We start from the raw sequence: 22,972 nt of genomic DNA, 5'->3' as shown, positions 1-22,972 counted from the left end.
CTAGTCTTCGCCCTGCACACCCCGTCACGCTAACGGCGCGACTTTTAAGCGGAGTAAAAAACGGGAGCGGTGCTGAAGACAAAACTTCTAAAACTTTACCCGTTTCTTGATTGACTAAAATTTTCGGCAATGTCCGGCGGGATGGAGCGATGATTACACGACTTGGCATCGCAGGTACGGCGGCGGCGCGGGGCGAAGTCCTGAACAGGCTGCGCGGGTCGGGGCGGATCCTGGTGATCGCCCTGCCGGTCGCCCGGCTGCTGGCAGGATTGGTGGCGCTGGGCGCGGTGGCGGCGGCCGGGATCGGCGGCTATTGGCTGGCGGCGGGCACGCAGGCGGTGGAGCGGCTTTGGGTGCCCTCAGCGGAGACCGCGCCGGCCGACGTGGTGGTCGACATGCCGGAATTGGTCGTCAACCTGCGCCGCGACACGCCGTCCCGCTTCCTGAAGATCGGGCTGTCGCTGACCGTCGCCCATCACGACCGCCAGACGCTGGAACAGGCGATGCCGCAGCTGACCGACAGCCTGCAGGAATTCCTGCGCAACCTGGACCAGGACGACCTGGAAGGGTCGGCCGGGCTGCACCGCCTGCGCAGCGAGATCAGGCGCCGCTTCAACCTGATCCTGTCCGACCCCGCCGGCCGGCGCGACGTCGTCACCGACGTTCTGCTGCGCAGCCTGCTCACGCAATAGCGACCTCCAGAGGCACCGGATGACCGATACCCCCGCCCCGATCACCCCGTCCATGGCCGCCCCATCCATGGCCGCCCCTCAGCCCGTTGAGGTCGAGGATGCGGACTGGTCCGACGCCGCGTGGGAACTGGCCGCGGCACAGCAGACCGCCGCGCCCGCTCCGCCCGCCGCAGCAGAGGCCGCAGAGGCCGAGGCAATGGCCGAGGCGATGCAGCAGGCGCTGAGCGGCGAGACCAAGACGCTGAGCCAGGAGGAGATCGACCGGCTGCTGAATTTCGGCGCGCCGGAAGGCGGCGGGCCGGAGATGAGCGCCATCCAGCGGCTGGTCAGCTCGACCACGGTCAACAAGGACCGGCTGCCGATGCTGGACGTGGTGTTCGACCGCATGGTGCGGATGCTGAACACCTCGCTGCGCCAGTTCGCGTCGACCAACGTCGAGGCATCGCTGTCGAAGATCGAATGGCTGCGCTACACCGATTTCCAGGACGCCATCGAGCTGCCGGCCCTGATCGGCGTCGCCCGCGCCGAGCCGTGGGACAACCAGATGCTGGTGACCATCGACAGCGCGCTGATCTATTGCATGATGGATGTGCTGCTGGGCGGGCGGCGGTCCAGGCCGGGGCGGATCGACGGGCGCGCCTACACCTCCATCGAACGCAAGATGACCGAGCGGATGATGAAGGTGGTGCTGCAGGATCTGGGGCAGTCCTTCGATCCGCTGGCGCAGGTCGATTTCGTCTTCGACCGGCTGGAGGTGAACCCGCAGTTCGCCACCATCACCCGCGCCACCAATGCCATCATCCGCGTGCGCATCGCCGTGGAGGTGGAGCGCCGCACCGGCCACATCGACATCGTCATCCCCTACGCCACGCTGGAGCCGATCCGCGGCAAGCTGGTGCAGATGTTCATGGGCGAGAAGTTCGGCCATGACACCGTGTGGGAAAGCCATCTGAAGAACGAGCTGATGCGCTCCAAGCTGGAGCTGGTCGCCGTGCTGGCGGAGACCAAGGTGCCGCTGGGCGAGGTGCTGGCCTGGCAAAAGGGCCAGTCGCTAAAGCTGCGCATCAATCCCGATTCCACCGTCCTGGTCTTCAGCAAGACCATCCCGCTGTTCGCCGGACACATGGGACAGCGCAACGACAACATCGCGGTGAAGATCGACACTGATCTCGACACCAAGCAGGAGCTGATCGATGGTCTCCTTTCTCATTGACGCGGCCCTGGCGGTGATGCTGGTCACGGCGACCGCCTATCTGGTCATCGTCAACAAGCGGCTGAAGCTGCTGCGCACCGGCCAGTCCGAGATCAACGCCCTGGTGTCGACCTTCTCCAAGTCGATCGACGACACCGACGCCTCAATGAAGCGCATGGTGGCGTCGGCGACGGAGATCGCCGCCCGGCTGTCCGACGATCTCGACCGCGCCAAGGGCATGAAGGAGGACATGGCGCTGATCCTGGGCTCCTGCGAGCGCACCACCGCGCGCATGGAGGAGTCGGTTCAGCATGCCCGCGCCCTGCTGCGCCGCCTGGATGAAGGCGCCATGCGCTCCACCCGCAACCGGGCGCGGGCGGAGGGTGTCGAGGCCGTGGAGGGCGTGGCGAAGCCGGCCGAGGTGACCACAGAGGCCCCGGCAAGCTCCCCCCTGGTGTCCGCATTGAAAGCGGCCGAGGTGGATCATGGCGAGTTCCGGGCGCTTGAAACCGCTCTGCGCGCGGTGGCGGGCCAGCCTGCCGAAACCGCCGCTCCCACCGGTCCGGCGAAGGCGGCGGCCAGCGCCTTCTACGCGCGGCTGCGCACTGTCGGGTCGGAGGCGTCGGCATGATTCCGCGCATTCTGCCCATCACCCTGGTCGCCGTGCTGATGGTGCTGCCGCTGAAGCTCGGCGCCCTGGTCGATGGCTTCCCGGTGATCGCCCAGCAGTTCGACCGCGAGTTCGGCGCCCATGAACGGCCGTGGGCAACCGACCTGAAGGCAACGGATCCGAAGGCGGCGGAGGCTGCTCCGGCACCCGCTCCGCTGCCGGTTTCGACGCCGGTCGCCGAAGTGCCGCCGCCGGTGGCGCTGGCGCCGCCGAACTGCACCGATCCGCTGCTGCGCGCCGCCATCGATGAGCAGAAGGCCGACAGCGCCGGCCGACAGAACCGCCTGCGCGAGGCCGAAGCGGTGCTCGCCGCGACGGAGGCGCGGGTCGGCACGCAGATCCAGCGGCTGAACGGCGTGAAGCGCGAGGTTGAGGCGTTGATGACCCAGCGCTCCACCCTGCAGCAGGAGGATTTGAAGCGGATGGTGTCGATCTATGAGGCGATGAAGCCGCGCGACGCCGCCCGCATCCTGACCGACATGGAAACCGACATCGTGGTGGACGTGCTGGACCGCATCGCCGAGCGGCGCGCCGCCCCGATCCTGGCCGAGATGGCTGATTCCAAGGCGCGCGAGGTGACGCGGCTGATCCTGCAGCGCCGCGCCCTGCCCGGCGACCGCAAGGCTGCTCCGGCGGTGGTGGGGGCCGCGGTTCCCGTCACCGCCGGCATTCCGCGCCCCACCCTGACGAATTGAGCGCCATGACCAGCATGCCCGATGCCGTCTCGGCTCCGCCCCGGCCGGCCGCAACCTCCGCTTCGGCCCAGCGTGGCGGCTCGTTCGGCGACGACGCGCGCGACGAGGACTTCGCCAGTCTGGTGGATGAGGCCACGGAGGAGGAACCCGACGACGGCACCCGCCCTGACCGGCTGCGCAAGCGCAAGGAGCCGCGAGCGGACGACCCCGTCGCCGCGCAGGGTGCGATCACCCAGGCGGTGGTGCAGGCGAGCGGCACCGACGCTCCGCTGATGCCGTGGATGGTGGCCGCCGCTCCGGCGACGCCGCCAACGGCTGCACCGACGGCAACGGTCGGCAAGGCGACGACGCCGGGTGCCGCCGCTCCGCAGGCGGCAGGGCCGATCGGCGAGGCCAAGCACCCTGCCGGGCAGACCGCCGCGACCACACCGGCAACCGCGCCGCAGCCGGCACCCACCCCGTCCGCACCCAATGCGCCGGCCGGACAGGCCGAAACGGCGGCACCCGTAGCCGCCGATGCCGCGGCACAGGGCGGTGCCGATCGGACCGCCGAGGCGCCGGCGCCGCTCCAGACCGTGCAGGCCAGCTTGCCGGCCATGGCCGCCGCAGCGCCGAATACGTCTGCCGAAGCGCCCCCCTCCCCGGACGGGCGCGAGAGCCGGCGCGACGAAAGCAGCGATCCTCGCACCGCCATCCGCGGCGCGCATGGTGCCGGTCGTCAGGGCGCCGCCGGGAAGGCCGAGCAGACCGCCGGCGCGCCTGCCGCCCCTCAATCCGCACTGCCCGGGCAGCCGGCCCCCGATGCCGGCCCTGCCCTCGCCGGCCTGGATCCCGCCCCGCCCTTCTCCGCTCCGCCGAGCGCGGGCAGCGGCGATGCCGCAGCCACCGGATTCGAGGCGGTGCCGACGCTGCCGGCCCAGGCGGCCACCCACTATGCCGCCGCCGCGGCCTCCGGCCGGGCTGCAACCGCGCACAGCCCGGCGATGGCGCAGTTGGCCGCCCCGCTGGTCCGTGTGGCGGAGAGCGGCGGCGGCGAGTTCCACATCGACCTCGCCCCGGCGGAGCTTGGCCGCATCCGCGTCGTCGCCGACGTCAGCGACGGCAAGGTCTCGCTGACCGTCCAGGCCGAACAGGCGGACACGCTGGCCCTGCTGCGGCGCGACCTGACGCAACTGGAACGCGCGCTCGGCGATGCCGGGCTGTCGCTCGACAGTTCCAACCTGCAGTTCTCGCTTCAGGGCGACGGGCAGTCGCGCGGCTTCGCCGCTCCCGACCAGGGCGGACGCCCCGGCGGCTGGAGCGTGCAGGCCGAGGCCGCTCCCGAGCCTGTTGCCGACCGGCCGCTGCGCCCGATCGACGGGCTGGTCGACGTAACCGTCTGAACAGGAAAGACCTTTCCGCCATGACCACCACGCCCAGCACCGGCCTGATGACCGCCGCGAAGATGAACGCGACGGCCTCCACGGAAGAGAACAAGAAGCCCACCGTCGATTACGAATCCTTCCTGAAGCTGCTGACCGCCCAGCTGCGCAACCAGGACCCGCTGGCGCCGATGGACGCCACCCAGTTCATGACCCAACTCGCGCAGCTGTCGACGGTGGAGCAGTCGATGCGCTCCAACGACACGCTGGGCAAGGTGCTGGACACGCTGAAGAGCAGCGGCATGCGCATGGACATGGCCCTGCTCGGCCGCAAGGTGGAGGTGGCGTCGGACCAGCTGTCGCTGACCGACGGCAAGGCGCAGGCCGCCTACACGGTCGAGGGCACGCCGGCCAGTGTGAAGCTGGAGGTGCTGACCAGCACCGGCAGCGTCGTCTACAGCAGCCCCGGGTCGCTGAAGACGGGCCGGCAGGTCTTCGACTGGACCGGCAAGACGGCGAGCGGCGGCACCGCGCCGGACGGCGTCTATACGCTGCGGGTGACGGCGAAGGACAAGGACGGCAAGGCGCTGAACACCGCGACCGTCGTCACCGACACGGTGGCGGAGGTACGCAGCGTCGACGGCGCCAGCAAGTTCGTGCTGAAGAACGGCGCCACGGTGGATTCCGGCGCAGTGTTGTCGGCGTCGTGAGGTGTGGTGTGCCCCGTTCCACCCTGAGGATTCCCCCCTCTCCCCCCCGGGGAGAGGGTCGGGGTGAGGGGGATGCACTGCGTGGATTCGGTGGGAATCGGGGAGTGCGCGATGCTTGACGATCCTCGCCACGCAACCCCCTCACCCTAACCCTCTCCCCGGGGGGAGAGGGGACTCTGCCGGGGTTGGGAGAGGGGCTTCTTTGCTCACAGCCGCGTGTTGTCCTGGCGCAGCAGGCGGTCGATCAGGACTGAGCGGATCGGTTGGGCGCTTTCCCGGCCAAAGGAGCCGTTGGCACCAGCCAGGAGCGCGGTGGCGACGCCTTGCGGATCGACCGCCGGGCCGTTGAAGCGACCGTGGCCGGCGAGGTCGAACAGGGACTCCAGCATAGCACTGCGGGCATGCGGCAGGCGGCGGCGAACCAGAAGTGCGTCGTCGGCGCTGGACGCCTCCAGCGTGACCTGGGTCAAGATGAAGGCGATGGTCCGCCCGCGCTCCAGCATCGGCACGACCAGTTGGCCGGCCTCGACGTAATAGGGGCCGCCGACGACCGGCTCGGCGGGAGCGGCGGGGGCGGAGTCTTGCGGGGCCTTGATGCGGCCGAAGCCGTAGCCGCCGGCGAAGGCGAGCATCGCGGCCATGGCGAACAGCAGGACGGCTTTCATGGCGCGGGTTCCCGAACAGGCCGGATCATCAGAAGGGCCAGATCATCAGAAGGGTAGAATCACGTCCAGCACCTGCTGGCCGTAGCGCGGCTGCTGCACGTCGGTGATCTGGCCGCGGCCGCCATAGGTGATGCGCGCCTCGGCGATCTTGTCGTATTCGATGGTGTTGGCGTTGCTGATGTCCTCGGGACGGATCACGCCGGCGATGCGCATCTCGCGCAGTTCGTAGTTCACCCGCACCTCCTGCCGGCCGGCGATGACGAAGTTGCCGTTCGGCAGCACCTGGGTCACCACGGCGGCGACGCGCATGGCGATGCGTTCGTTGCGCTGGATGGTGCCGTTGCCGCTCGACGTGCTGGAGCTGTCGAGATCGACCAGACTGGACGGATCGACGGCATCGGGCAGGATGGCGGGAAGGCGGCTTTCCAGCCCGAAGAAGTTGGGCATGCCGGCCTTCTCGTTGTTGGTGCGCCCGCGCTGGGTGCTGTTGCGCAGCTGCGCCTGGTCGGAGATGTCGATGACCACGGTCAGCAGGTCACCGACCGCCTTGGCGCGGGGATCGCGGAAGAAGTCGCGCGATCCGGTGCGCCACAGCGAGCTTGGGATCTGCTCGGCCGTCGAGGGTCGCGGCATCGGCAGCGAGATCACGCGGGCTTCCGGCTGCAGCGCCGGGTTGGAGATCTCCGACAGGGTGGGAGCGCTGCCGATGTCGGCCAGCCGCGCGCAGCCGCCCGTCGCAAGCGAAAGCAGCAGGATGGGGACGAGCGCGGTGCGCATCTGGGAAGCTCCCTTCATCGGATATCTCAGGGCTTTGCTGCTTGCGGGACGCGCGGGCCGCTCACCGAAACGGTCTCGGCCCCGGTGACGGTGCCGGTGACGACGGTGCTGCTGGCGATGTTCATGACGCGGACGGTGTCGCCGACGCCGCCCTCCTGCAACGCGCGCCCACGGGCGGCCAGCAGCAGCGCGCCATCCTCGTAAACAAGCGTCACCGGCCGGTTGCGCTGGACGACGATGGGGGCGCCGACCGATCCCACTTGGACCATGCGCCCGGTGGAGAGCTGGCGGCGCGGCGACTGGCCGATCAGCGAATCGGCCGAGGCGATGAAGCCGGCCCCGGCACGGTCGAGCGACAGGCGGATGGTGGTCAGGTCGGACGCCTCGATGATCTCGCCCGGCCGGATGCGGCGGACCGGCACCGGCATCGTTACCTCGACGTCGGCCCGCCCGCTCAACTCCACGACATGGCCGCCGCTGAGGATGCGGGCCTGGAAGATGCCGGTGCGGGGGTCGAGGCCGATGTCGCGCACGGCATCCACCGGCCCATCGAACGGGCGGCCCAGCGTCAGCGCCACCTGCGCGTCCGGCGGCACCGAGGGACCGAGGGAGGCCAGCAGTTCCTCCGCCAGCCGCGTCTCGACGGGATTGGGGGCGGGACCGGCGGCGGCCGGGAGGGGAAGCGCCAGCATGGTCCCGAGCAAGAGGCCCGACAGTGATTGGCGGAGGGTTCGCGGCACAATCGTCACCGCATGTTGGTCATGGTGGAGGCCATCTGGTCGCCGGCCTCGATCACCTTGGCGTTCATCTCGTAGGCGCGCTGGGCGGAGATCAGCTCGGTGATTTCCTGCACGACATTGACGTTGGAGGATTCCAGATACTTCTGGCGGATGGTGCCGAAACCGGCCTGCCCTGCCAGCCCCTCCTGCGGTTCGCCCGACGCCGGGGTGGCGCGGAAGAGGTTGTCGCCCAGCGCCTCCAGCCCGCTGTCGTTGACGAACACCGTCATCGCCAGCTGGCCCTGGTTGACCGGCTGGGCCTTGCCGTCGACATAGGCCAGCACCTCGCCGGAGCGGTTGATGACCACCTCGCGCGTGCCCTGCGGCACGGTGATGCCGGGGGCGACGGTGAAGCCGTCGGCGGTGACGATAGTGCCTTCCGGCGACAGCTTGAAGCTGCCGGCGCGGGTGTAGACGGTCTCGCCGCCGGGCTGGGTCACGTTGAAATAGCCGCGCCCCTCGATCGCCAGATCCAGCTCGTTGCCGGTGGAGGTCAGGTTGCCGGTGGTGTTGATGCGGTTGACCGAGGTCGGCCGCACGCCCAAGCCGACCTCGACGCCGGTCGGCACGATGGTGCCCGAATCGGTCGACTGGCTGCCCTGCCGACGCTCGGCCTGATACATCAGGTCCTGGAATTCGGCGCGCGAGCGCTTGAAGGCCGTGGTGTTGATGTTGGCAATGTTGTTGGAGATGACCTCGACGTTCATCTGCTGGGCCATCATGCCGGTGGACGCGATGCTGAGCACGCGCATGGACTGACTCTCCCTTCGGAACTTTAAGAGGATTTGCCGAGGCGGTTGATGGCCGAGCGCAGCAGGTCCTGCCCGTCGTCCACCATCTTGGTCACCGCCTGATAATCGCGGGTCAGGTCCATCATCCGGCCGATCTCGACGATGCCCTGCACGTTGGAACGCTCGACCTTGCCTTCCACCAGCCGGGTGTCGGGGGCGGGGCGCGCCTCCACGCCGTCGGCCGGTTCGAACAGCAGGTCGCCGGTCTGCTTCAGCGCCTGCGGGTTGTCGAAGCGCGAGACGGCGATGCGGGCGATCACGTTGCCGTCGGCCGACAGCAGCCCGTCGGAGCCGATGCTGACGGTGCTGCTGTCCGACGGGATGGCGATGGGCCGGCGGCCGTCGTCCAGCACCGGGTAGCCGTTGGGGCCGACCAGCGTGCCGTCGGCGTCGCGGCGCAGCCGGCCGTCGCGGCTGTAGCGCACGCCGTCCGGCGTCTGCACCGACAGGAAGCCGTCGCCGTCCAGCGCCACGTCATAGGGGTTGCCGGTCTCGGTGAAGGCGCCGGCGCGCAGGTCGGTGTAGGTGGAGCGGTCGATGGTGAAGGCGATGCGGTCGGTCGGCTTGCGCCCGCCGGCCTCCATCGCCGCTTCGAACAGGGTGCGCTCGCCACGGAAACCGACCGTATTCATGTTGGCGACGTTGTTCGCCACGACGTCCAGCTGCCGCCGCAGCGCCATCTGGCGCGACAGTCCGATGTAAAGCTGGTTCTCCATCGCCGAACACTCCGGTTTTGAACTCCGCCTTAATCTGGACGAGGCAGTTTAAAGCCGGGTTTCAACCTGAGCCGTTCCGGCCGATGCCTTTCCGGACTTGGAGCAGGTTTGGCGATCATTTCGATAAAATGCGAGACGACTGTGATGAAACGGCGCCCGGATACCGCACTGACGCTTGGTTCGACGCTGGTTCTCGCGCTGCTGTCGGGGACGGCGCAGGCCGCGACCGTCCGCGCGCAGCTGGGCGACCATGGCGACTATTCGCGGCTGGTCCTGTCGGTGCCGAAGGGAGTGGCGCCGGTGGCGGTCGTCGACGGCTGCGTGCTGCGCATCAGCGTGCCCGATCCGGTGCGCTGGCCGCTGGCGAGTCTGCGCGACAGCTTCTCCCGCCGGCTGTCGGACTTCGTGACGGCTGATGGAGGACGCAGCCTGACCGCGACGGTGCCCTGCGGGGCGCGGGTGGCGAGCGTCATGGAGCGCCAGAACCTGATCGTCGATGTCGGTGGGCCGCCGGTTCCGGGGGTTAAGCCGGGGGCGGTGGAGGTGCCGACGGAGGTGGTCGTTGCGGCTGCGGCGCCGGAGGCTTCACCGTCTGTCGGTGTTGCTGAGATGGTCGAAGCGCTGAACCCGATCGGCACGGCGAACGCCGCGGCGATGACTCTCCCTCTCCCGGCAGAGTCCCCTCTCCCCCCCGGGGAGAGGGTTAGGGTGAGGGGGGACCGCGGCGAGGATTCTCGGGATAGCCACGCAATGCATCCCCCTCACCCCAACCCTCTCCCCGGGGGGGAGAGGGAGAATGCGCCCCTCCCCGTCGTCGCCAGCCTGGAAGGCGAGGTGCGCGACAGCATTCAGCAGACCTTGCGGCAGCTGGAACGCACACCGAAACCCGCGCCGCAGGCCGCCGAACCGCCCAAGCCGCCTGCCCCGCCGCCCATCGCCGCGATGGATCTCGCCGGCTGGGCCGGGGACGACTTCAACCGCAAGCGCGAGGTGCTGCAAAGCGCGCTTGAAAAAGCGCAGGGCCGTGCGCGGGTCGAGGCGCAGATCGCGCTGGTCCGCTTCCTGCTCGCCCGCGCCATGGACGAGGAGGGGCGCGCGGCGCTGGAAACGGCGGGCAGCCTGTCGCCGGCGCCCGACCAGCGCTATGCCCTGCGCATCCTGGGCGACGCCTTCCGCGCGCTCGACCGCGAGGATGCACCCGACGACAACCTGTTCGTCCAGCTGCCGGCCGGCGCCATGCCCGACCACAATGTCTGGCGCAGCGCGGCCCTGGCGCCGACCCGTTGGGCGGCGGCGAAGGAGGGGTTGCCGATCGCGTTGCGCCGGCTGCTGGACTATCCGGCCGACCTGCGCAGCCGGTTGCTGACCACGCTCGCCGCCGCGGCGGACGAGGCGGGGGACAGTGCGGCCTTGAACCTGATCGTGCTGGAGATGATCACCGTCGACTCGGTGGGCATGGCCGACGGCCGGCTCGACTATTTCCGCGGCCGGCTGGCGGAGCTGAAGGCGACCCCCGACGCCGCGCTGGAGCGCTATGACGCCGCGGCAGCCTTGCGCCGCGGTCCCTTCGCCCGCCGGGCGGAGGTGCGCGCCATCGAACTGCGCCGTGGCCTGGGCCGGCTGGACGAGGACGGCGCCATCAAGGCGCTGGAAGCGTTGCGCTTCGCCTGGCGCGGCGATGACGTCGAGACGGGTGCGCTGGCGGCACTCGGGGGCGCCTATGCCCGCAGCGGGCAGACCGACGCGGCGCTGGACATCTTTGGCCTGCTGGGACGGCGCTTCGGCGCCACCGCACGCGGGCGCGACGCGCTGACGGCCGGGCGCAGCCTGCTGACCGCCGTGCTCGACCGGCTGGAGCAATCGCCGCCGGGCGGGCTCTATGCGCTGGCGCTCCAGGCGCGGCACGGGCGGCTGGTGACGCTGGCCGACACTTCCGACGGCGGGTTGCGGCGGCGCCTCGCCGGCCTGCTGCTGCGCGACGGCTATGGGGTGGAGGCGACCCGCATCCTGCATGCCTTGACCGAACGGGCGACCGGTCCGCGCCGGGCGGAGCTTGGCGCCACGCTGGCCCGCGCCCTGATCGACGGCGGGCGCGAGGGGGAGGCGCTGGACGTGCTGGCCCGCACCGGCGGTGCCGGACTGGAGCCGGAATTGGCCGAACGCCGGGCGCTGCTGCGGGCCGACGCACTGCTCGGCGACGGCGATACGGTGCGGGCGCTCGACGCGCTGCGGGGGTTGGGCGGGGCAGAGGCGGCGCGGCTGCGGGCACAGGGGCTGTTCGCCGCCGGGGAATGGCGGGCAGCGCGGACCGCCTTCGCGGAACTGGCCGCCGAACGGGAAGCGACGGGAGCGGAGCCGACGGCGGACGACCTGGCGCTGCAGGGGCTGGCGGCCTATCTGGCCGGCGACCGCGATGCGACACGCGGTTTCGGGGAGGCGGACCGCGCGCGGCTGGCCGGCACCCGCTGGGCCGGGCTGCTGGACGCCTTCGCCCCGCCGCCGGCCGACGGGCCGCTGCGCGCGGAGTCGGTGGAGCGCGACCTTGCCGCTGCCGGCGCGCTCGACCGGCTGGCGCGGGCGTGGCGGTCGACTCACTGACCTTTGGGCCCTGATCCGTAAAGCCGCTTTAAACGGCGGGCTGTAGCGTCGGCGGACTGTTGCCCCAATCGCGATGGCTTTTGCACATCCGGAGAAGAAGACATGCGCTTGATGTTCGGGTTGATCGCGGTGTTTGCCAGCGTGCTCGGCGGGTTCTATGCGATGGGCGGGCGGATGGCCGTGCTGTGGCAGCCGGTGGAGATCGTCATCATCATCGGCGCTGGCATCGGCGGCTTCGCCATCGCCAACAGCCCGTCGGTCCTGCGCGACACGCTGCGCGCCGTCGGCGCCATCGCCCGTGGACGGACCACCCCGAAGAACGACTATCTGGACATGATCGCGCTGGTCTATGGCCTGCTGCGCGTCGCGAAGTCCAAGGGCATGTCGCAGATCGAGGCGGACATCGACAAGCCGGCCGAAAGCCCGCTGTTCACCCAGTTTCCCAACGTCCTGCGCTATGACCGCTGCATCACCTTCCTGTGCGACTATCTGCGCCTGATCGCGCTGGGGCAGGACAACCCGCACGACCTGGAATCGCTGATGGCGGAAGAGCTGGACACGCTCGGCCGCGAGCTGAACCAGGTGCCGAAGGCCTTGCAGAACCTGGCCGACGCGCTGCCGGCGCTGGGCATCGTCGCCGCGGTGCTGGGCGTCATCAACGCCATGGGCGCCATCAGCGAGGCGCCGGAGGTGCTGGGCCACATGATCGGCGGGGCGCTGACCGGCACTTTCCTGGGCGTGCTGCTGTCCTACGGCATGGTCGGCCCGATCGCCAGCGCCGCCCGCCAGCGCCGCGAGTCGGAGCTGAACATGTATTTCTGCATCAAGGCGGCACTGTGCGCCTACCTGCGCGGCAGCCCGCCGCAGGTCTGCGCCGAATACGCCCGCAAGGTGCTGTACACCGACATCCAGCCCAGTCTGGCGGAGGTGGAGGTCGCCACCACGCTGTCATCGTCGCAGGCCAAGACCCGCGACGGCCGTCAGGCGGCGTGACCGGCCATGCCGCGCAAGACCGCCCTCCCCCCGATCATCGTCAAGCGCCACCTCGCCAGCCATGACGAGGAAGAGCACAACGGCAGCTGGAAGCTGGCCTATGCCGACTTCGTGACGGCGATGATGACCTTCTTCCTGGTGATGTGGCTGATGAACATCACCACCACGGAACAGCGCAAGGGCATCGCCGACTACTTCAATCCGGTGGCAGTGTCGCAGAGCAACTCCGGTGCCGACGGCATGCTGGCCGGCCGTTCGGTCGACAAGAGCGGTTCGCTGACCACCCCGAATGCCGCCGGCGATCAGGCGAGCCCGGTGGCCTCGCCGCCCGTCGTCGCCTCGGTCGGCGACAGCGACCGCCAGCCGGCCGGCCGCAAGGACCCGATGCCCCACCCGCCCGGCGGCACCGTTCCGCCGGTGGACCTGCTGCGCAATGCGACGGAGAGCGCGCCCGCGACGCCTGCCGCTCAACAGCCGGCGCCCGGCGTCAGCGCCACCCGCGCAGAGCTGGAGGCGCTGCTCGACCGCCAGTCCTCCGAACTGACGGAACGGGTGGCGCTGGAGTCGCTGGAACGCGATCTGCGCCAGCGCATCGCCGCCTCTCCGGACCTGAACGGCCTGCAAGGCAGTCTGGTGATCCAGCAGGTGCCGGAGGGCTTGCGCGTGCAGCTGACCGATCAGGCCCGCTTCTCGATGTTCAAGGTCGGCTCGGCGCAGATGAACGAGCCGGGACGGCGGCTGATGCGGATGGTGGCGTCGGCGCTGACGTCGGTGCCGAACCCGATCGGCATCACCGGGCACACCGATGCGCTCGGCTATGCGCCGGATGCCAAGTACGGCAACTGGGAACTGTCGAGCGACCGCGCCAACGCGGCACGGCGCGAACTGATCGCCAGCGGGATTCCGGGCGGGCGCATCGTCCGGGTGGAGGGGCGCGCGGATCTGGATCATTTCGGGGCGAGCGATCCGCTCGATCCCAGCAACCGGCGGATCAGCATCACGTTGCTGCGGCGGTAGGGGGAGTGTCGCAGTGGGTGCCCCCTCCCCATCCCTCCCCCGCCCTCGGCCGGCCGAAGGCCGGTCCGATCGCGGGAGAGGGGGCAGGAGCTTTGCGGGAGAGCAGCGGCAGTCCCCTCTCCCGCGAAGCGGGGGAGGGTTAGGGAGGGGGCATCATCAGCCGACACCCTTCAAATAAATCCCCAATACATTTTAACAAAACTCCCCGCCTTTTCCTTTAAAGCCCCTTTAAAACCCCTTCGCTAACGTTAACTCCGCCAGTCATCCGCGGAGAATCCCGGGACGCACAACCCCCATCCGTTCGACGGTTGACCAGAGGATTCCAAGGATGAGCCTGTACAGCGCCATGCGGTCCGGTGTCAGCGGCATGTCCGCGCAAAGCTCGCGCCTTGCCGCCATTTCGGACAACATCAGCAATTCCCAGACGGTCGGCTACAAGCGGGCCACCGTGGATTTCTCGACCCTGGTCACCGCGCCCGGAAGCCGCAGCACCTACACCGCCAGCGGCGTGCAGTCCGCCACCCATTATCAGGTGCAGCAGGATGGCACGATCATGGGCACCGGCTCCGCCACCGACATGGCGATCAGCGGCAACGGCTTCTTCGTCGTCGGCAACAAGGCGTCGGGCACGCCGGAATATTCGCTGACCCGCGCCGGCAGCTTCCTGCCCGACGACACCGGCTTTCTGCGCAACAACGCCGGTCAGTATTTGGAAGCCTGGAAGCTGAACCCGGACGGCACCATGCCGAACGTCAGCAAGTCCCGCTTCGACGATCTGCAGTCGGTCAACATCGGCAACCTCGTCTATGGCGGAGCCAAGACGACGACGATGGATTTCTCCGGCAACCTGCCGGCCCAGGCCGCCGCCGGCGACAGCTTCACCAGCAGCCCGACCTTCTATGACGGGCTGGGCAATCCGCTGGACCTGTCGCTGACCTGGACCAAGGCCGCCGCCCCCAACCAGTGGACGCTGACCGCCACAGGCCCGGCCGGCTACACCGTCGGCGGCGCACCGGTGACGCTGACCTTCGCCGCGACCGGCCCCTATGCCGGAAAGCCGGTGGACGGTGCCGGCCTGCCGCTCGACCCGATGCCGGGCATCACCGTCACCTCGCCGGCCACGCCGGCGGCCGACAGCTTCACCATGTCGCTCGGCAACCTTACGCAGTTGAACGGCGATTACGTGCCGACCGTCACCGGCGACGGCGCCAAGGTCGGGCAGGTCACCTCGGTCGACATCGACGATGGCGGCAAGCTGTGGGTGATGTACGACAACGGCGCCCGGCAGGCGCTGTACCAGATCCCGATCGCCACCGTCACCAACCCCGACGGTCTGGTCGCCCAGGACGGCAACACCTACACGCTGGGGGCGGAGACCGGAACCCTGACGCTGGGTGCCGGCAAGCAGGGCAGCGCCGGCACCGTCGTCGGCAGCGCGCTGGAGCAGTCGAACGTCGACATCGCGACCGAGCTGGTCTCGCTGATCGAGACGCAGCGCGCCTATTCGTCGAACGCCACCCTGGTGCGCACCACCGACGAGCTGGTCGAAGAGACCACCCGCCTGAAGCGTTGAGCCCAGCACAGACGGAGCCCCGGCCATGAGCGTCCAACTCGCCCTCACCTCCGCCCTGTCCGGCCTGCGCACGACGCAGCAGCAGGCGGCGATGGTGTCCCACAACCTCGCCAACGCCACCACCGCCGGCTATGTGCGCCGCGACCTCGACCTGTCGGCGGTCACCACCGCCGGCCGCGGCGCCGGGGTGCGGGTGGACGCCGTCGCCCGCAAGGTGGACGAACTGCTGATCCGCGACGCGCGGTTCGAGACCAGCCGCTACAGCGGACAGGAGGCGCGTGCTTCGGCGCTGGCCGACTATGCGCTGGTGCTGGGGCAGCCGCAGGACGAGAAGTCGGTCTCGACCCAGCTGTCGAAGCTGCAGCAGGCCTTCTCCCGGCTGCACGACATGCCGAACGACGATGCGGCCCGCAACGCCGTGGTGTCGCAGGCGACGGCGCTGGCGGGCGGGCTGAACCGGGCCGCCGAGGCGGTGCAGACCGTGCAGGACGATGCCCGCGGCCGGCTTCAGACCTCCGTCGATGCGGTTAACACTTCGCTGCAGCGCATCAGCGACCTGAACGGCAGGATCGCGACGCTGGAGACGCGCGGCGGCGATGCCGGAGACCTGCGCGACGAGCGCGACCGCCTGCTCGATCAGGTCTCGCAGGAGATCGGCATCCGCACCTACAGTCGTGAGGACGGCCAGACGGTGGTGATGACCCGCAACGGCCAGACCCTGCTCGACCACCCGCTGGCGCCCGGCGAACAGCCGCTGACGCTGCTGGGGGACGAGGTGATGGCGAATGGCGTCGCCCTGTCGGCCAAGCCGGACAGCGAAATCCAGAGCGGCCGCATCATGGGCTATGTCCAGACCATCAAGCAGGACATGCCCCGCGCGATGGCGCAGCTGGACGAGTTGGCCGCCGGCATCGTCCAGGCCTTCCAGGGGGCGGAGGCCGACCCGACCCAGCCCGGCCTGTTCACCGATGCCGGCGCGGCCTATGGCGCCACCGCCGGTCTGGCCTCGCGCATCGCCGTCAACGACGTGGTGTGGACGGAAAGCTGGCGGATGCAGAGCGGCGTGCAGGCGGCGGCCCCGCTCCAGCCCGGCGACCAGACGCAGATCGACAAGTTCCTGACGGTTTTCACCGACACCCGCAGCTTCGCCGCCACCGACATGCCGGCCTCGGCGACGCTCGGCAGCTACGCCACCGCGATGGTGTCGGCGCAGCAGGGCTATCGCACCGGCGCGGAGTCGGAGATGAACGCGCGCAAGATCAGCGCCGACACGCTGGAGACCGCCCGCATCAACCGCGACGGCGTCAACATCGACGACGAGATGCAGAAGCTGCTGCTGATCGAGCAGAGCTATGGCGCCAGCGCCCAGGTGGTGCAGGTCGCCGGCCGCATGATCGATATCCTGTTGCAGATCAAGGGGTAAGCCGATGCTGTACAACGCCCTGTCCACGCTGGGGATGAGCCGGAAGCTGCAAAGCACCATGACCCGGCAGCAGATGGAGCTGACCCGCGCGAACGAGGAGGTGTCGACCGGCCTTCATGCCGACGTCGCCGCGACCATCGGCGCCAGCACCGGCCGCGACATCGCGCTGCGCAACCTGTTCGATCGCACCGACGAGTATGTGAAGACCACCGACCTGCTCGACGGCCGGATGAAGACGATGGACAGCGCGATGACCAGCATCATCGCGTCGGGCACCGACCTGCTGGCCGCCGCCTCCACCGGGCTGGGGCAGCAGTCGCCGACCGGAACCTCGCTGCAGATCCGCGCGCGCGGCGTGCTGGATCAGGTGGTCGGGCTGCTGAACGCCTCGTCCGGCAACAGCTATCTGTTCGCCGGCACGGCGCTGGACCAGCCGCCGATGCGCAACGTCGACGGCGACAAGTCGGGCCTGCGTTCGCCGATGCAGATCATCCAGGACGCCATCCAGTCCGCCACCGGCGGTACCGAGATGCCGAAGACGGCGGCGGAGACCGCGGCGGTCATCGCCCGGCTCGACGACCTGTTCGCCGTGCGCGACCCGGCGACGCCGGCCCCCGCCCCGCTGACCGACACCTTCGAGGGCGGCCTCTACACCGGCACCACGGCGCAGCAGCCGGGCGGTGCCGCGTCGCCGCGCGTCAGCGGCCAGCCGGCGGAGTCGACCAGCATTCCCTATGGCGTGCAGGCCAACGACCCGATGGTGCGGGAGATGCTGGAAGGCATCTACATGCTGGCGGCGGTCGACACCTCCAGAATGGATGTCGACGCCTATCCCGACTACATCAAAACGGCGGTGGACAAGCTGTCCGGCGGCCTCGGCAAGCTGCGGGAGGCGACGGCGCAGCTCGGCATCCAGCGCGCCCAGGTCGCCACCCTGGCCGAGCAGCACAAGACGCAGAAGGCGATCCTCAGCCTGCAGATCGACAATCTGGAAGGCGTCGATCCCTATGAGGCCAGCACGCGGATCACCCAGCTGGAGGCGCAGATCGACGCCACCTCCAGCGCCACCGCGCGCATCGCCAAGCTGCACCTGACCAACTACCTCTAGGCCGCATCACCATGAGCCCCGGCATCCAGCTCCCCGTTCCGCGCCGGCTCCGGCCCGCTTTCCGCCGTGCTGTTTTCAGCCGTGCCGTGGCGCTGGCCGGTGGGGTGCTGCTGGCGCTCGGCATGCTGTCGGCGGCTCCCGCCCCGGCGGTGGCGCAGACGCGGGTGAAGGATCTGGTCACCTTCGACGGGGTCCGCCGCAACCAGCTGGTCGGCTATGGACTGGTGGTCGGGCTGAACGGCACCGGCGACCGGCTCATCAACACCCCCTTCACCGAACAGAGCCTGAAGGGGATGATGGAGCGGTTGGGCATCAACACCCGCGGCGAGACCCTGCGCACCCGCAACGCCGCGGCGGTGATGGTGACCGCCAGCCTGCCGCCCTTCCCGCGCCAGGGCACCACGGTCGACGTAACGGTGTCGGCGCTGGGCGACGCCACCAGCCTGCTGGGCGGCACGCTGGTGGTGACGCCGCTGCTGGGTGCGGATGGCGAGGCCTATGCAGTGGCGCAGGGGCCGCTGTCGGTCAGCGGCTTCACCGCCGGCGGCGCGGCGGCGACGGTGACCAAGGGCGTGCCGACCACCGCCCGCATCGCCAACGGCGCCACGGTGGAACGCGAACTGAAATTCGCGCTGAACGATGTCGGACAGGTGCGGATGGCCTTGCGCAACCCCGACTTCACCACGGCGATCCGCATCGCCGACGCGGTGAACGGCCGGCTCGGCGCCGGGAATGCGCGGGTGGTCGATCTGACCACGGTGGATGTACGGATCACCGGTTCCTATGTCGGCAACGTCTCCCGCCTGATCGGCGAGATCGAACAGCTGCCGGTCCGCCCCGACGCCATCGCCCGCGTGGTGGTGGACGAGCGCAGCGGCACCATCGTCATCGGTGACGATGTGCGGGTCAGCCGCGTCGCCATCACTCAGGGCAACCTGACCGTCCGCGTCGTCGAGACGCCGCAGGTATCGCAGCCGCAGCCCTTCAGCAACGGCTCCACCGTCGTGGTGCCGCGCACCGACGTGCAGGTTCAGGAAGGCAACGGCCGCCAATTCGTGACCGTCGGCGGCAATGTCAGCCTGCAGCAGCTGGTCAACGGGCTGAACGCGCTGGGGGTGGGGCCGCGCGACATGGTGGCGATCCTCCAGGCCATCAAGGCCGCCGGCGCCCTGCACGCCGATCTGGAAATCATCTGACCCCCGGAGACCAGAATGGACACCGCCGCAGCGACATCGCGCAGCACAGCCGCAGCCTCGACGCCAACCGTCCCCAACCCGGCCGCCGCCGATAAGGTGGCCAAGGAGTTCGAGGCGATGCTGGTCGGACAGCTGATGGAAAGCATGTTCGCGGGCATGCGCGAAAGCCCGCTGTTCGGCGGCGGCGGCCCGGCGGAAAAGCCGTGGCGCAGCATGATGCTGCAGGAATATGGCAAGGCGATCGCCGAGTCGGGCACGCTCGGCATCGGCAAGATGACGCATGACGAGATCGCCCGCCTCTATGCAGCGCAAGCGGAGCAGCAGCGGTCATGAGTGTCACCCTCAAGGACCTGATCCACGAATTCGCCCCTGAGCGCCGGCCCGAGCAGGTTCAGGCCGAGGGGCCGGCCGCGCCCGATCCCGGCTATGACGGTGCCACCGCCTTGCTGGTGCGTGACTTCCTCGATGCGGTGGAAGCGCTGTCGGCGGTCCTGGAGGAGGAGTCCGCCTGCATCGCCGCCGGCATGCTCGACCGGCTGGAGGCCTTCGCCCACCGTAAGGCGGCGATGGCGGAGCAGCTGGAGGGAGCCGTGCTGCGGGCGCGGGACGAGGGCATTCGCCTGCCCGACGATCTGCGGGCGATGACCTTGGAGCGGATCGACCGGCTGGAGCGGGCGGTGACCGTCAACGCGTCCGGCCTCGTCGCTCTGCGCAAGGCGGTTCTGACCATCAACCGCAATCTGCTGACCGCGCTGGAGAAGGCATCGAGCGACGGCACCTATGCCCACGACGGGCAGGCACGGCGGCCGGTGGAACTCTCGGCCTCCGGACTGAACGCGACTCTGTAGGGATCAGCCGCGGTCCTTGACGCTGGCCAGTTCGCCGGCCTGCTCCAGCTTGATGATGCAGGCGACGAGCGCCCGCTGGAATCCGCGGGCATCGGACGGCAGGGATATGCCGGCGCCGGTCGGCCAGAATTCGACGAAGGCGAGGTTCCCCTCCCCTTCCGTGCCGGGCCATTCGAAGGCGATGCCGATGCCGATCTCCTTCGTCGTCCGCCGATGATCGGTGACCAGGATCTGCGCTTCCCAATGCATGCCGCCGCTGCCCTTCTCGGCCCGCTGCTGGCTCCAGGTCCTCAGATAGTCGCGGAAACTCTCCGACTGCCGGTCCATCCGCACATAGCTGGAGCGGTCCGTCACCGGCTGCGCCAGCCGGGTCGTGTAGCGGGCCTGGGCAAGGGCGCGCGTTACGTCGGCGCACAGTTCCTCGATCAGCGTGAAGCTGCGCCGCACGGTTTCGGACAGGGCGGTCGCAAGCGCGGGTCCGGACAGAACCGCCGCGGCGTGGTCCTTGCGGTAGATGTCGAAAAGATCGTCCGGATCGCCCATTGCCGTCCCCACGCCGCCGCCGTCCGGCGGTCCAATTCACCGAATTCACCAAAAACAAATTAATAGCCGGTGAAGCGATGCAGAATTGCGCGCACCAAACGCCGAAACGCCCCGGCTCGTGTGAACCGGGGCGTTTCTGAAGTGATGAAGATGCAAGCTTATGCTTTGGATTGAGCGTCTCTTGAGGCTTGGTGACCTGGCGGCGACCTACTCTCCCACGTCTTAAGACGCAGTACCATTGGCGCGGAGGCTTTTCACGGCCGAGTTCGGGATGGGATCGGGTGTTTGACACCTCGCCATGACCACCAGGTCACCAAGGCTCAAGACCGACGCTTTCTCCGAAGCATGTGCTTGTTCAGTGCAAGTGAGGGAGGAGTATCGAACTGGCGGTGTTGCGTCAAGCAGGCTTGCTGCTGCGCATGGCGCGGTTGTGTGGGGTGAGATCAAGCCGATCGAGCGATTAGTAAGGCTTAGCTTCGAGCATTGCTGCCCGTCCACATGCCTCCTATCGACGTGATGGTCTGTCACGGCTCTCAAGGGAGCTCTGGTTTAGAGGTGGGTTTCCCGCTTAGATGCTTTCAGCGGTTATCCCGTCCATACTTAGCTACCCGGCCATGCCACTGGCGTGACAACCGGTGCACCAGAGGTATGTCCATCCCGGTCCTCTCGTACTAGGGACAGATCCTCGCAAAACTCCGACACCCACGGCAGATAGGGACCGAACTGTCTCACGACGTTCTAAACCCAGCTCACGTACCACTTTAATCGGCGAACAGCCGAACCCTTGGGACCTGCTCCAGCCCCAGGATGTGATGAGCCGACATCGAGGTGCCAAACGACTCCGTCGATATGGACTCTTGGGAGTCATCAGCCTGTTATCCCCGGCGTACCTTTTATCCGTTGAGCGATGGCCCGTCCACGTGGAGCCACCGGATCACTATGGCCGACTTTCGTCTCTGCTCGACTTGTCAGTCTTGCAGTCAGGCGGGCTTATGCCATTGCACTCGACGAGCGATTTCCGACCGCTCTGAGCCCACCATCGCGCGCCTCCGTTACACTTTGGGAGGCGACCGCCCCAGTCAAACTACCCGCCATGCAGGGTCCCGGACCCGGGTAACGGGCCACGGTTAGATGCCAGAGACTTCAAGGGTGGTATTTCAAGGATGGCTCCACACGAGCTGGCGCCCATGCTTCCAAGCCTCCCACCTATCCTACACATGAAGTCCCTAGCACCACTGCAAAGCTGTAGTAAAGGTGCACGGGGTCTTTCCGTCTGACCGCGGGAACTCCGCATCTTCACGGAGAGTTCAATTTCGCTGAGTTGGTGTTGGAGACAGCGGGGAAGTCGTTACGCCATTCGTGCAGGTCGGAACTTACCCGACAAGGAATTTCGCTACCTTAGGACCGTTATAGTTACGGCCGCCGTTTACCGGGGCTTCAATTCAAGGCTTGCACCTCTCCTCTTAACCTTCCGGCACCGGGCAGGCGTCAGACCCTATACGTCGCCTTGTGTGGCTTCGCAGAGCCCTGTGTTTTTAGTAAACAGTCGCTACCCCCTGGTCTGTGCCCCCCGCCATGGCTTGCGCCACAACGGGGCCCTCTTCTTCCGAAGTTACGAGGGCAATTTGCCGAGTTCCTTCAACACCATTCTCTCAAGCGCCTGGGTATACTCTACCAGTCCACCTGTGTCGGTTTGGGGTACGGTCTATACGGCGGGGCTATTTCCTGGAACCGGTCCACAGCATGTCCAATCCGATAAGGACATACACGCTTTCCGATCCGTCACCTCCGCCAGGCCCACGAATATTAACGTGGTTCCCATCGACTACGCCTTTCGGCCTCGCCTTAGGGGCCGGCTCACCCTGCGTGGATTAACCTTGCGCAGGAACCCTTGGACTTTCGGCGACAGTGTTTCTCACACTGTTTGTCGCTACTCATGTCAGCATTCTCACTTCCGATACCTCCAGGCGGCCTCACGGACACCCTTCGCAGGCTTACGGAACGCTCCGCTACCACGTGATCGAAGATCACATCCGCAGCTTCGGTACACGGCTTGAGCCCCGATACATTTTCGGCGCAGGCCGGCTTAACTAGACCAGTGAGCTATTACGCTTTCTTTAAAGGATGGCTGCTTCTAAGCCAACCTCCTGGTTGTCATGGCCTTCCCACATCCTTTCCCACTTAGCCGTGATTTGGGGACCTTAGCTGGCGGTCTGGGCTGTTTCCCTCTCGACGATGGACCTTAGCACCCACCGTCTGTCTGCCGGACTGCACTCTGCGGTATTCGGAGTTTGGTTAGGTTTGGTAAGGCTCGCGCCCCCCTAGCCCATCCAGTGCTCTACCCCCGCAGGTGATATCCGACGCGCTACCTAAATAGCTTTCGCGGAGAACCAGCTATTTCCTGATTTGATTGGCCTTTCACCCCTAGCCACAGGTCATCTCCGACTTTTTCAACAGGCGTGAGTTCGGTCCTCCAGTGCGTGTTACCGCACCTTCAACCTGCCCATGGCTAGATCATCAGGTTTCGGGTCTAAAGCATGCAACTCGGTCGCCCTATTCAGACTCGCTTTCGCTGCGCCTCCACCTACCGGCTTAAGCTCGCTGCATACTCTAAGTCGCTGACCC

At 68.1% G+C, this 22,972-nt stretch carries 21 protein-coding genes and 2 rRNA genes (1 of these 23 cut by a window edge); 15 read left to right on the top strand and 8 right to left on the bottom strand.

Translation table 11 applies throughout. From position 1 onward, the window contains the following. The first annotated feature begins 149 nt into the window (after positions 1–149). The 6 genes from M5E06_RS34660 to M5E06_RS34635 are packed head-to-tail and all read left to right on the top strand — an operon-like array spanning position 150 to position 5,320. A complete protein-coding gene (locus tag M5E06_RS34660) occupies positions 150–692 on the top strand; it encodes a flagellar basal body-associated FliL family protein (RefSeq protein ID WP_252142136.1) in 543 nt (180 codons plus the stop codon). A 19-nt stretch (positions 693–711) separates the two neighbouring features. Beyond that, positions 712–1,905: a flagellar motor switch protein FliM gene (gene fliM / locus M5E06_RS34655; protein ID WP_247870819.1), complete on the top strand. Its 1,194-nt coding sequence runs from the start codon at positions 712–714 to the stop codon at positions 1,903–1,905. Then, on the top strand, positions 1,886–2,515 hold the full coding sequence (locus tag M5E06_RS34650; protein WP_252142135.1) for a DUF6468 domain-containing protein: 630 nt from the start codon (positions 1,886–1,888) through the stop codon (positions 2,513–2,515). Before fliM ends, M5E06_RS34650 begins: the two co-directional genes overlap by 20 nt. Beyond that, positions 2,512–3,249 (top strand): MotE family protein, encoded by a 738-nt coding sequence (locus M5E06_RS34645; protein ID WP_252142134.1) that lies wholly within the window; start codon positions 2,512–2,514, stop codon positions 3,247–3,249. The genes M5E06_RS34650 and M5E06_RS34645 overlap by 4 nt, the downstream gene beginning before the upstream one ends. A 5-nt stretch (positions 3,250–3,254) precedes the next feature. Beyond that, the gene (locus M5E06_RS34640) at positions 3,255–4,631 is read left to right on the top strand and encodes a flagellar hook-length control protein FliK (protein ID WP_252142133.1); all 1,377 of its coding nucleotides are present in this window, start codon (positions 3,255–3,257) and stop codon (positions 4,629–4,631) included. Between the two features lie 20 nt (positions 4,632–4,651). Then, the gene (locus M5E06_RS34635) at positions 4,652–5,320 is read left to right on the top strand and encodes a flagellar hook assembly protein FlgD (protein WP_252142132.1); all 669 of its coding nucleotides are present in this window, start codon (positions 4,652–4,654) and stop codon (positions 5,318–5,320) included. Positions 5,321–5,526: 206 nt separating this feature from the next. On the opposite strand, the gene M5E06_RS34630 is transcribed toward M5E06_RS34635, so the two are convergent. From M5E06_RS34630 to flgF, 5 genes are read right to left on the bottom strand one after another with little or no spacing between them, the layout of a single operon-like run. After that, a complete protein-coding gene (locus M5E06_RS34630; RefSeq protein WP_252142131.1) occupies positions 5,527–5,985 on the bottom strand; it encodes a hypothetical protein in 459 nt (152 codons plus the stop codon). A gap of 45 nt (positions 5,986–6,030) precedes the next feature. After that, positions 6,031–6,762: a flagellar basal body L-ring protein FlgH gene (gene flgH, locus M5E06_RS34625; RefSeq protein WP_252142130.1), complete on the bottom strand. Its 732-nt coding sequence runs from the start codon at positions 6,760–6,762 to the stop codon at positions 6,031–6,033. Between the two features lie 26 nt (positions 6,763–6,788). Next, positions 6,789–7,454, bottom strand: coding sequence for a flagellar basal body P-ring formation chaperone FlgA (gene flgA, locus M5E06_RS34620; protein ID WP_252142129.1), 666 nt, complete (start codon positions 7,452–7,454; stop codon positions 6,789–6,791). A gap of 53 nt (positions 7,455–7,507) precedes the next feature. Beyond that, positions 7,508–8,293 (bottom strand): flagellar basal-body rod protein FlgG, encoded by a 786-nt coding sequence (flgG, locus tag M5E06_RS34615; RefSeq protein WP_098735494.1) that lies wholly within the window; start codon positions 8,291–8,293, stop codon positions 7,508–7,510. 23 nt (positions 8,294–8,316) lie between these two features. Further along, a complete protein-coding gene (flgF, locus tag M5E06_RS34610) occupies positions 8,317–9,048 on the bottom strand; it encodes a flagellar basal-body rod protein FlgF (protein WP_252142128.1) in 732 nt (243 codons plus the stop codon). A 144-nt stretch (positions 9,049–9,192) separates the two neighbouring features. Between flgF and M5E06_RS34605 the strand changes: the two genes are divergently transcribed. The 9 genes from M5E06_RS34605 (at position 9,193) to M5E06_RS34565 (ending at position 19,804) form a co-directional block, all read left to right on the top strand. Then, the gene (locus M5E06_RS34605) at positions 9,193–11,646 is read left to right on the top strand and encodes a hypothetical protein (protein WP_252142127.1); all 2,454 of its coding nucleotides are present in this window, start codon (positions 9,193–9,195) and stop codon (positions 11,644–11,646) included. Positions 11,647–11,748: 102 nt separating this feature from the next. Beyond that, positions 11,749–12,639, top strand: coding sequence for a flagellar motor stator protein MotA (gene motA / locus M5E06_RS34600; protein ID WP_252142126.1), 891 nt, complete (start codon positions 11,749–11,751; stop codon positions 12,637–12,639). A gap of 6 nt (positions 12,640–12,645) precedes the next feature. Further along, a complete protein-coding gene (locus tag M5E06_RS34595; protein WP_252142125.1) occupies positions 12,646–13,656 on the top strand; it encodes a flagellar motor protein MotB in 1,011 nt (336 codons plus the stop codon). A gap of 328 nt (positions 13,657–13,984) precedes the next feature. Beyond that, positions 13,985–15,229, top strand: coding sequence for a flagellar hook protein FlgE (locus tag M5E06_RS34590; protein ID WP_252142124.1), 1,245 nt, complete (start codon positions 13,985–13,987; stop codon positions 15,227–15,229). 25 nt (positions 15,230–15,254) lie between these two features. Further along, complete coding sequence (flgK, locus tag M5E06_RS34585) at positions 15,255–16,652, top strand: flagellar hook-associated protein FlgK (protein WP_252142123.1); 1,398 nt, start codon at positions 15,255–15,257, stop codon at positions 16,650–16,652. Between the two features lie 4 nt (positions 16,653–16,656). Next, positions 16,657–17,760 carry a flagellin N-terminal helical domain-containing protein gene (locus M5E06_RS34580; protein WP_252142122.1) on the top strand — a complete coding sequence of 368 codons (1,104 nt, stop codon included), beginning with the start codon at positions 16,657–16,659 and terminating at the stop codon, positions 17,758–17,760. A gap of 11 nt (positions 17,761–17,771) precedes the next feature. After that, positions 17,772–18,956 carry a flagellar basal body P-ring protein FlgI gene (locus M5E06_RS34575; RefSeq protein ID WP_252142121.1) on the top strand — a complete coding sequence of 395 codons (1,185 nt, stop codon included), beginning with the start codon at positions 17,772–17,774 and terminating at the stop codon, positions 18,954–18,956. 15 nt (positions 18,957–18,971) lie between these two features. Continuing rightward, positions 18,972–19,289 (top strand): rod-binding protein, encoded by a 318-nt coding sequence (locus M5E06_RS34570; protein ID WP_252142120.1) that lies wholly within the window; start codon positions 18,972–18,974, stop codon positions 19,287–19,289. Beyond that, positions 19,286–19,804, top strand: a complete 519-nt coding sequence (locus M5E06_RS34565) for a flagellar protein FlgN (protein WP_252142119.1) — start codon at positions 19,286–19,288, stop codon at positions 19,802–19,804. The genes M5E06_RS34570 and M5E06_RS34565 overlap by 4 nt, the downstream gene beginning before the upstream one ends. Positions 19,805–19,807: 3 nt before the next feature. Here the strand turns inward: M5E06_RS34565 and M5E06_RS34560 are convergent, their stop codons facing one another. The 3 genes from M5E06_RS34560 to M5E06_RS34550 all read right to left on the bottom strand — a co-directional run. After that, entirely contained in the window at positions 19,808–20,359 is a 552-nt protein-coding gene (locus M5E06_RS34560; protein ID WP_252142118.1) for a hypothetical protein, read from the bottom strand. A 182-nt stretch (positions 20,360–20,541) separates the two neighbouring features. Then, positions 20,542–20,657: ribosomal RNA gene (gene rrf / locus M5E06_RS34555) — 5S ribosomal RNA — on the bottom strand. A 129-nt stretch (positions 20,658–20,786) separates the two neighbouring features. Beyond that, a 23S ribosomal RNA gene (locus M5E06_RS34550) occupies positions 20,787–22,972 on the bottom strand; it runs 559 nt beyond the window's last position.

It is taken from the genome of Azospirillum sp. A1-3 (assembly GCF_023806445.1).
Classification (GTDB): Bacteria; Pseudomonadota; Alphaproteobacteria; order Azospirillales; family Azospirillaceae; genus Azospirillum.
The sequence above is the reverse complement of the archived record's forward strand: the minus strand, read 5'-3'. Positions and strand labels throughout refer to the sequence as shown.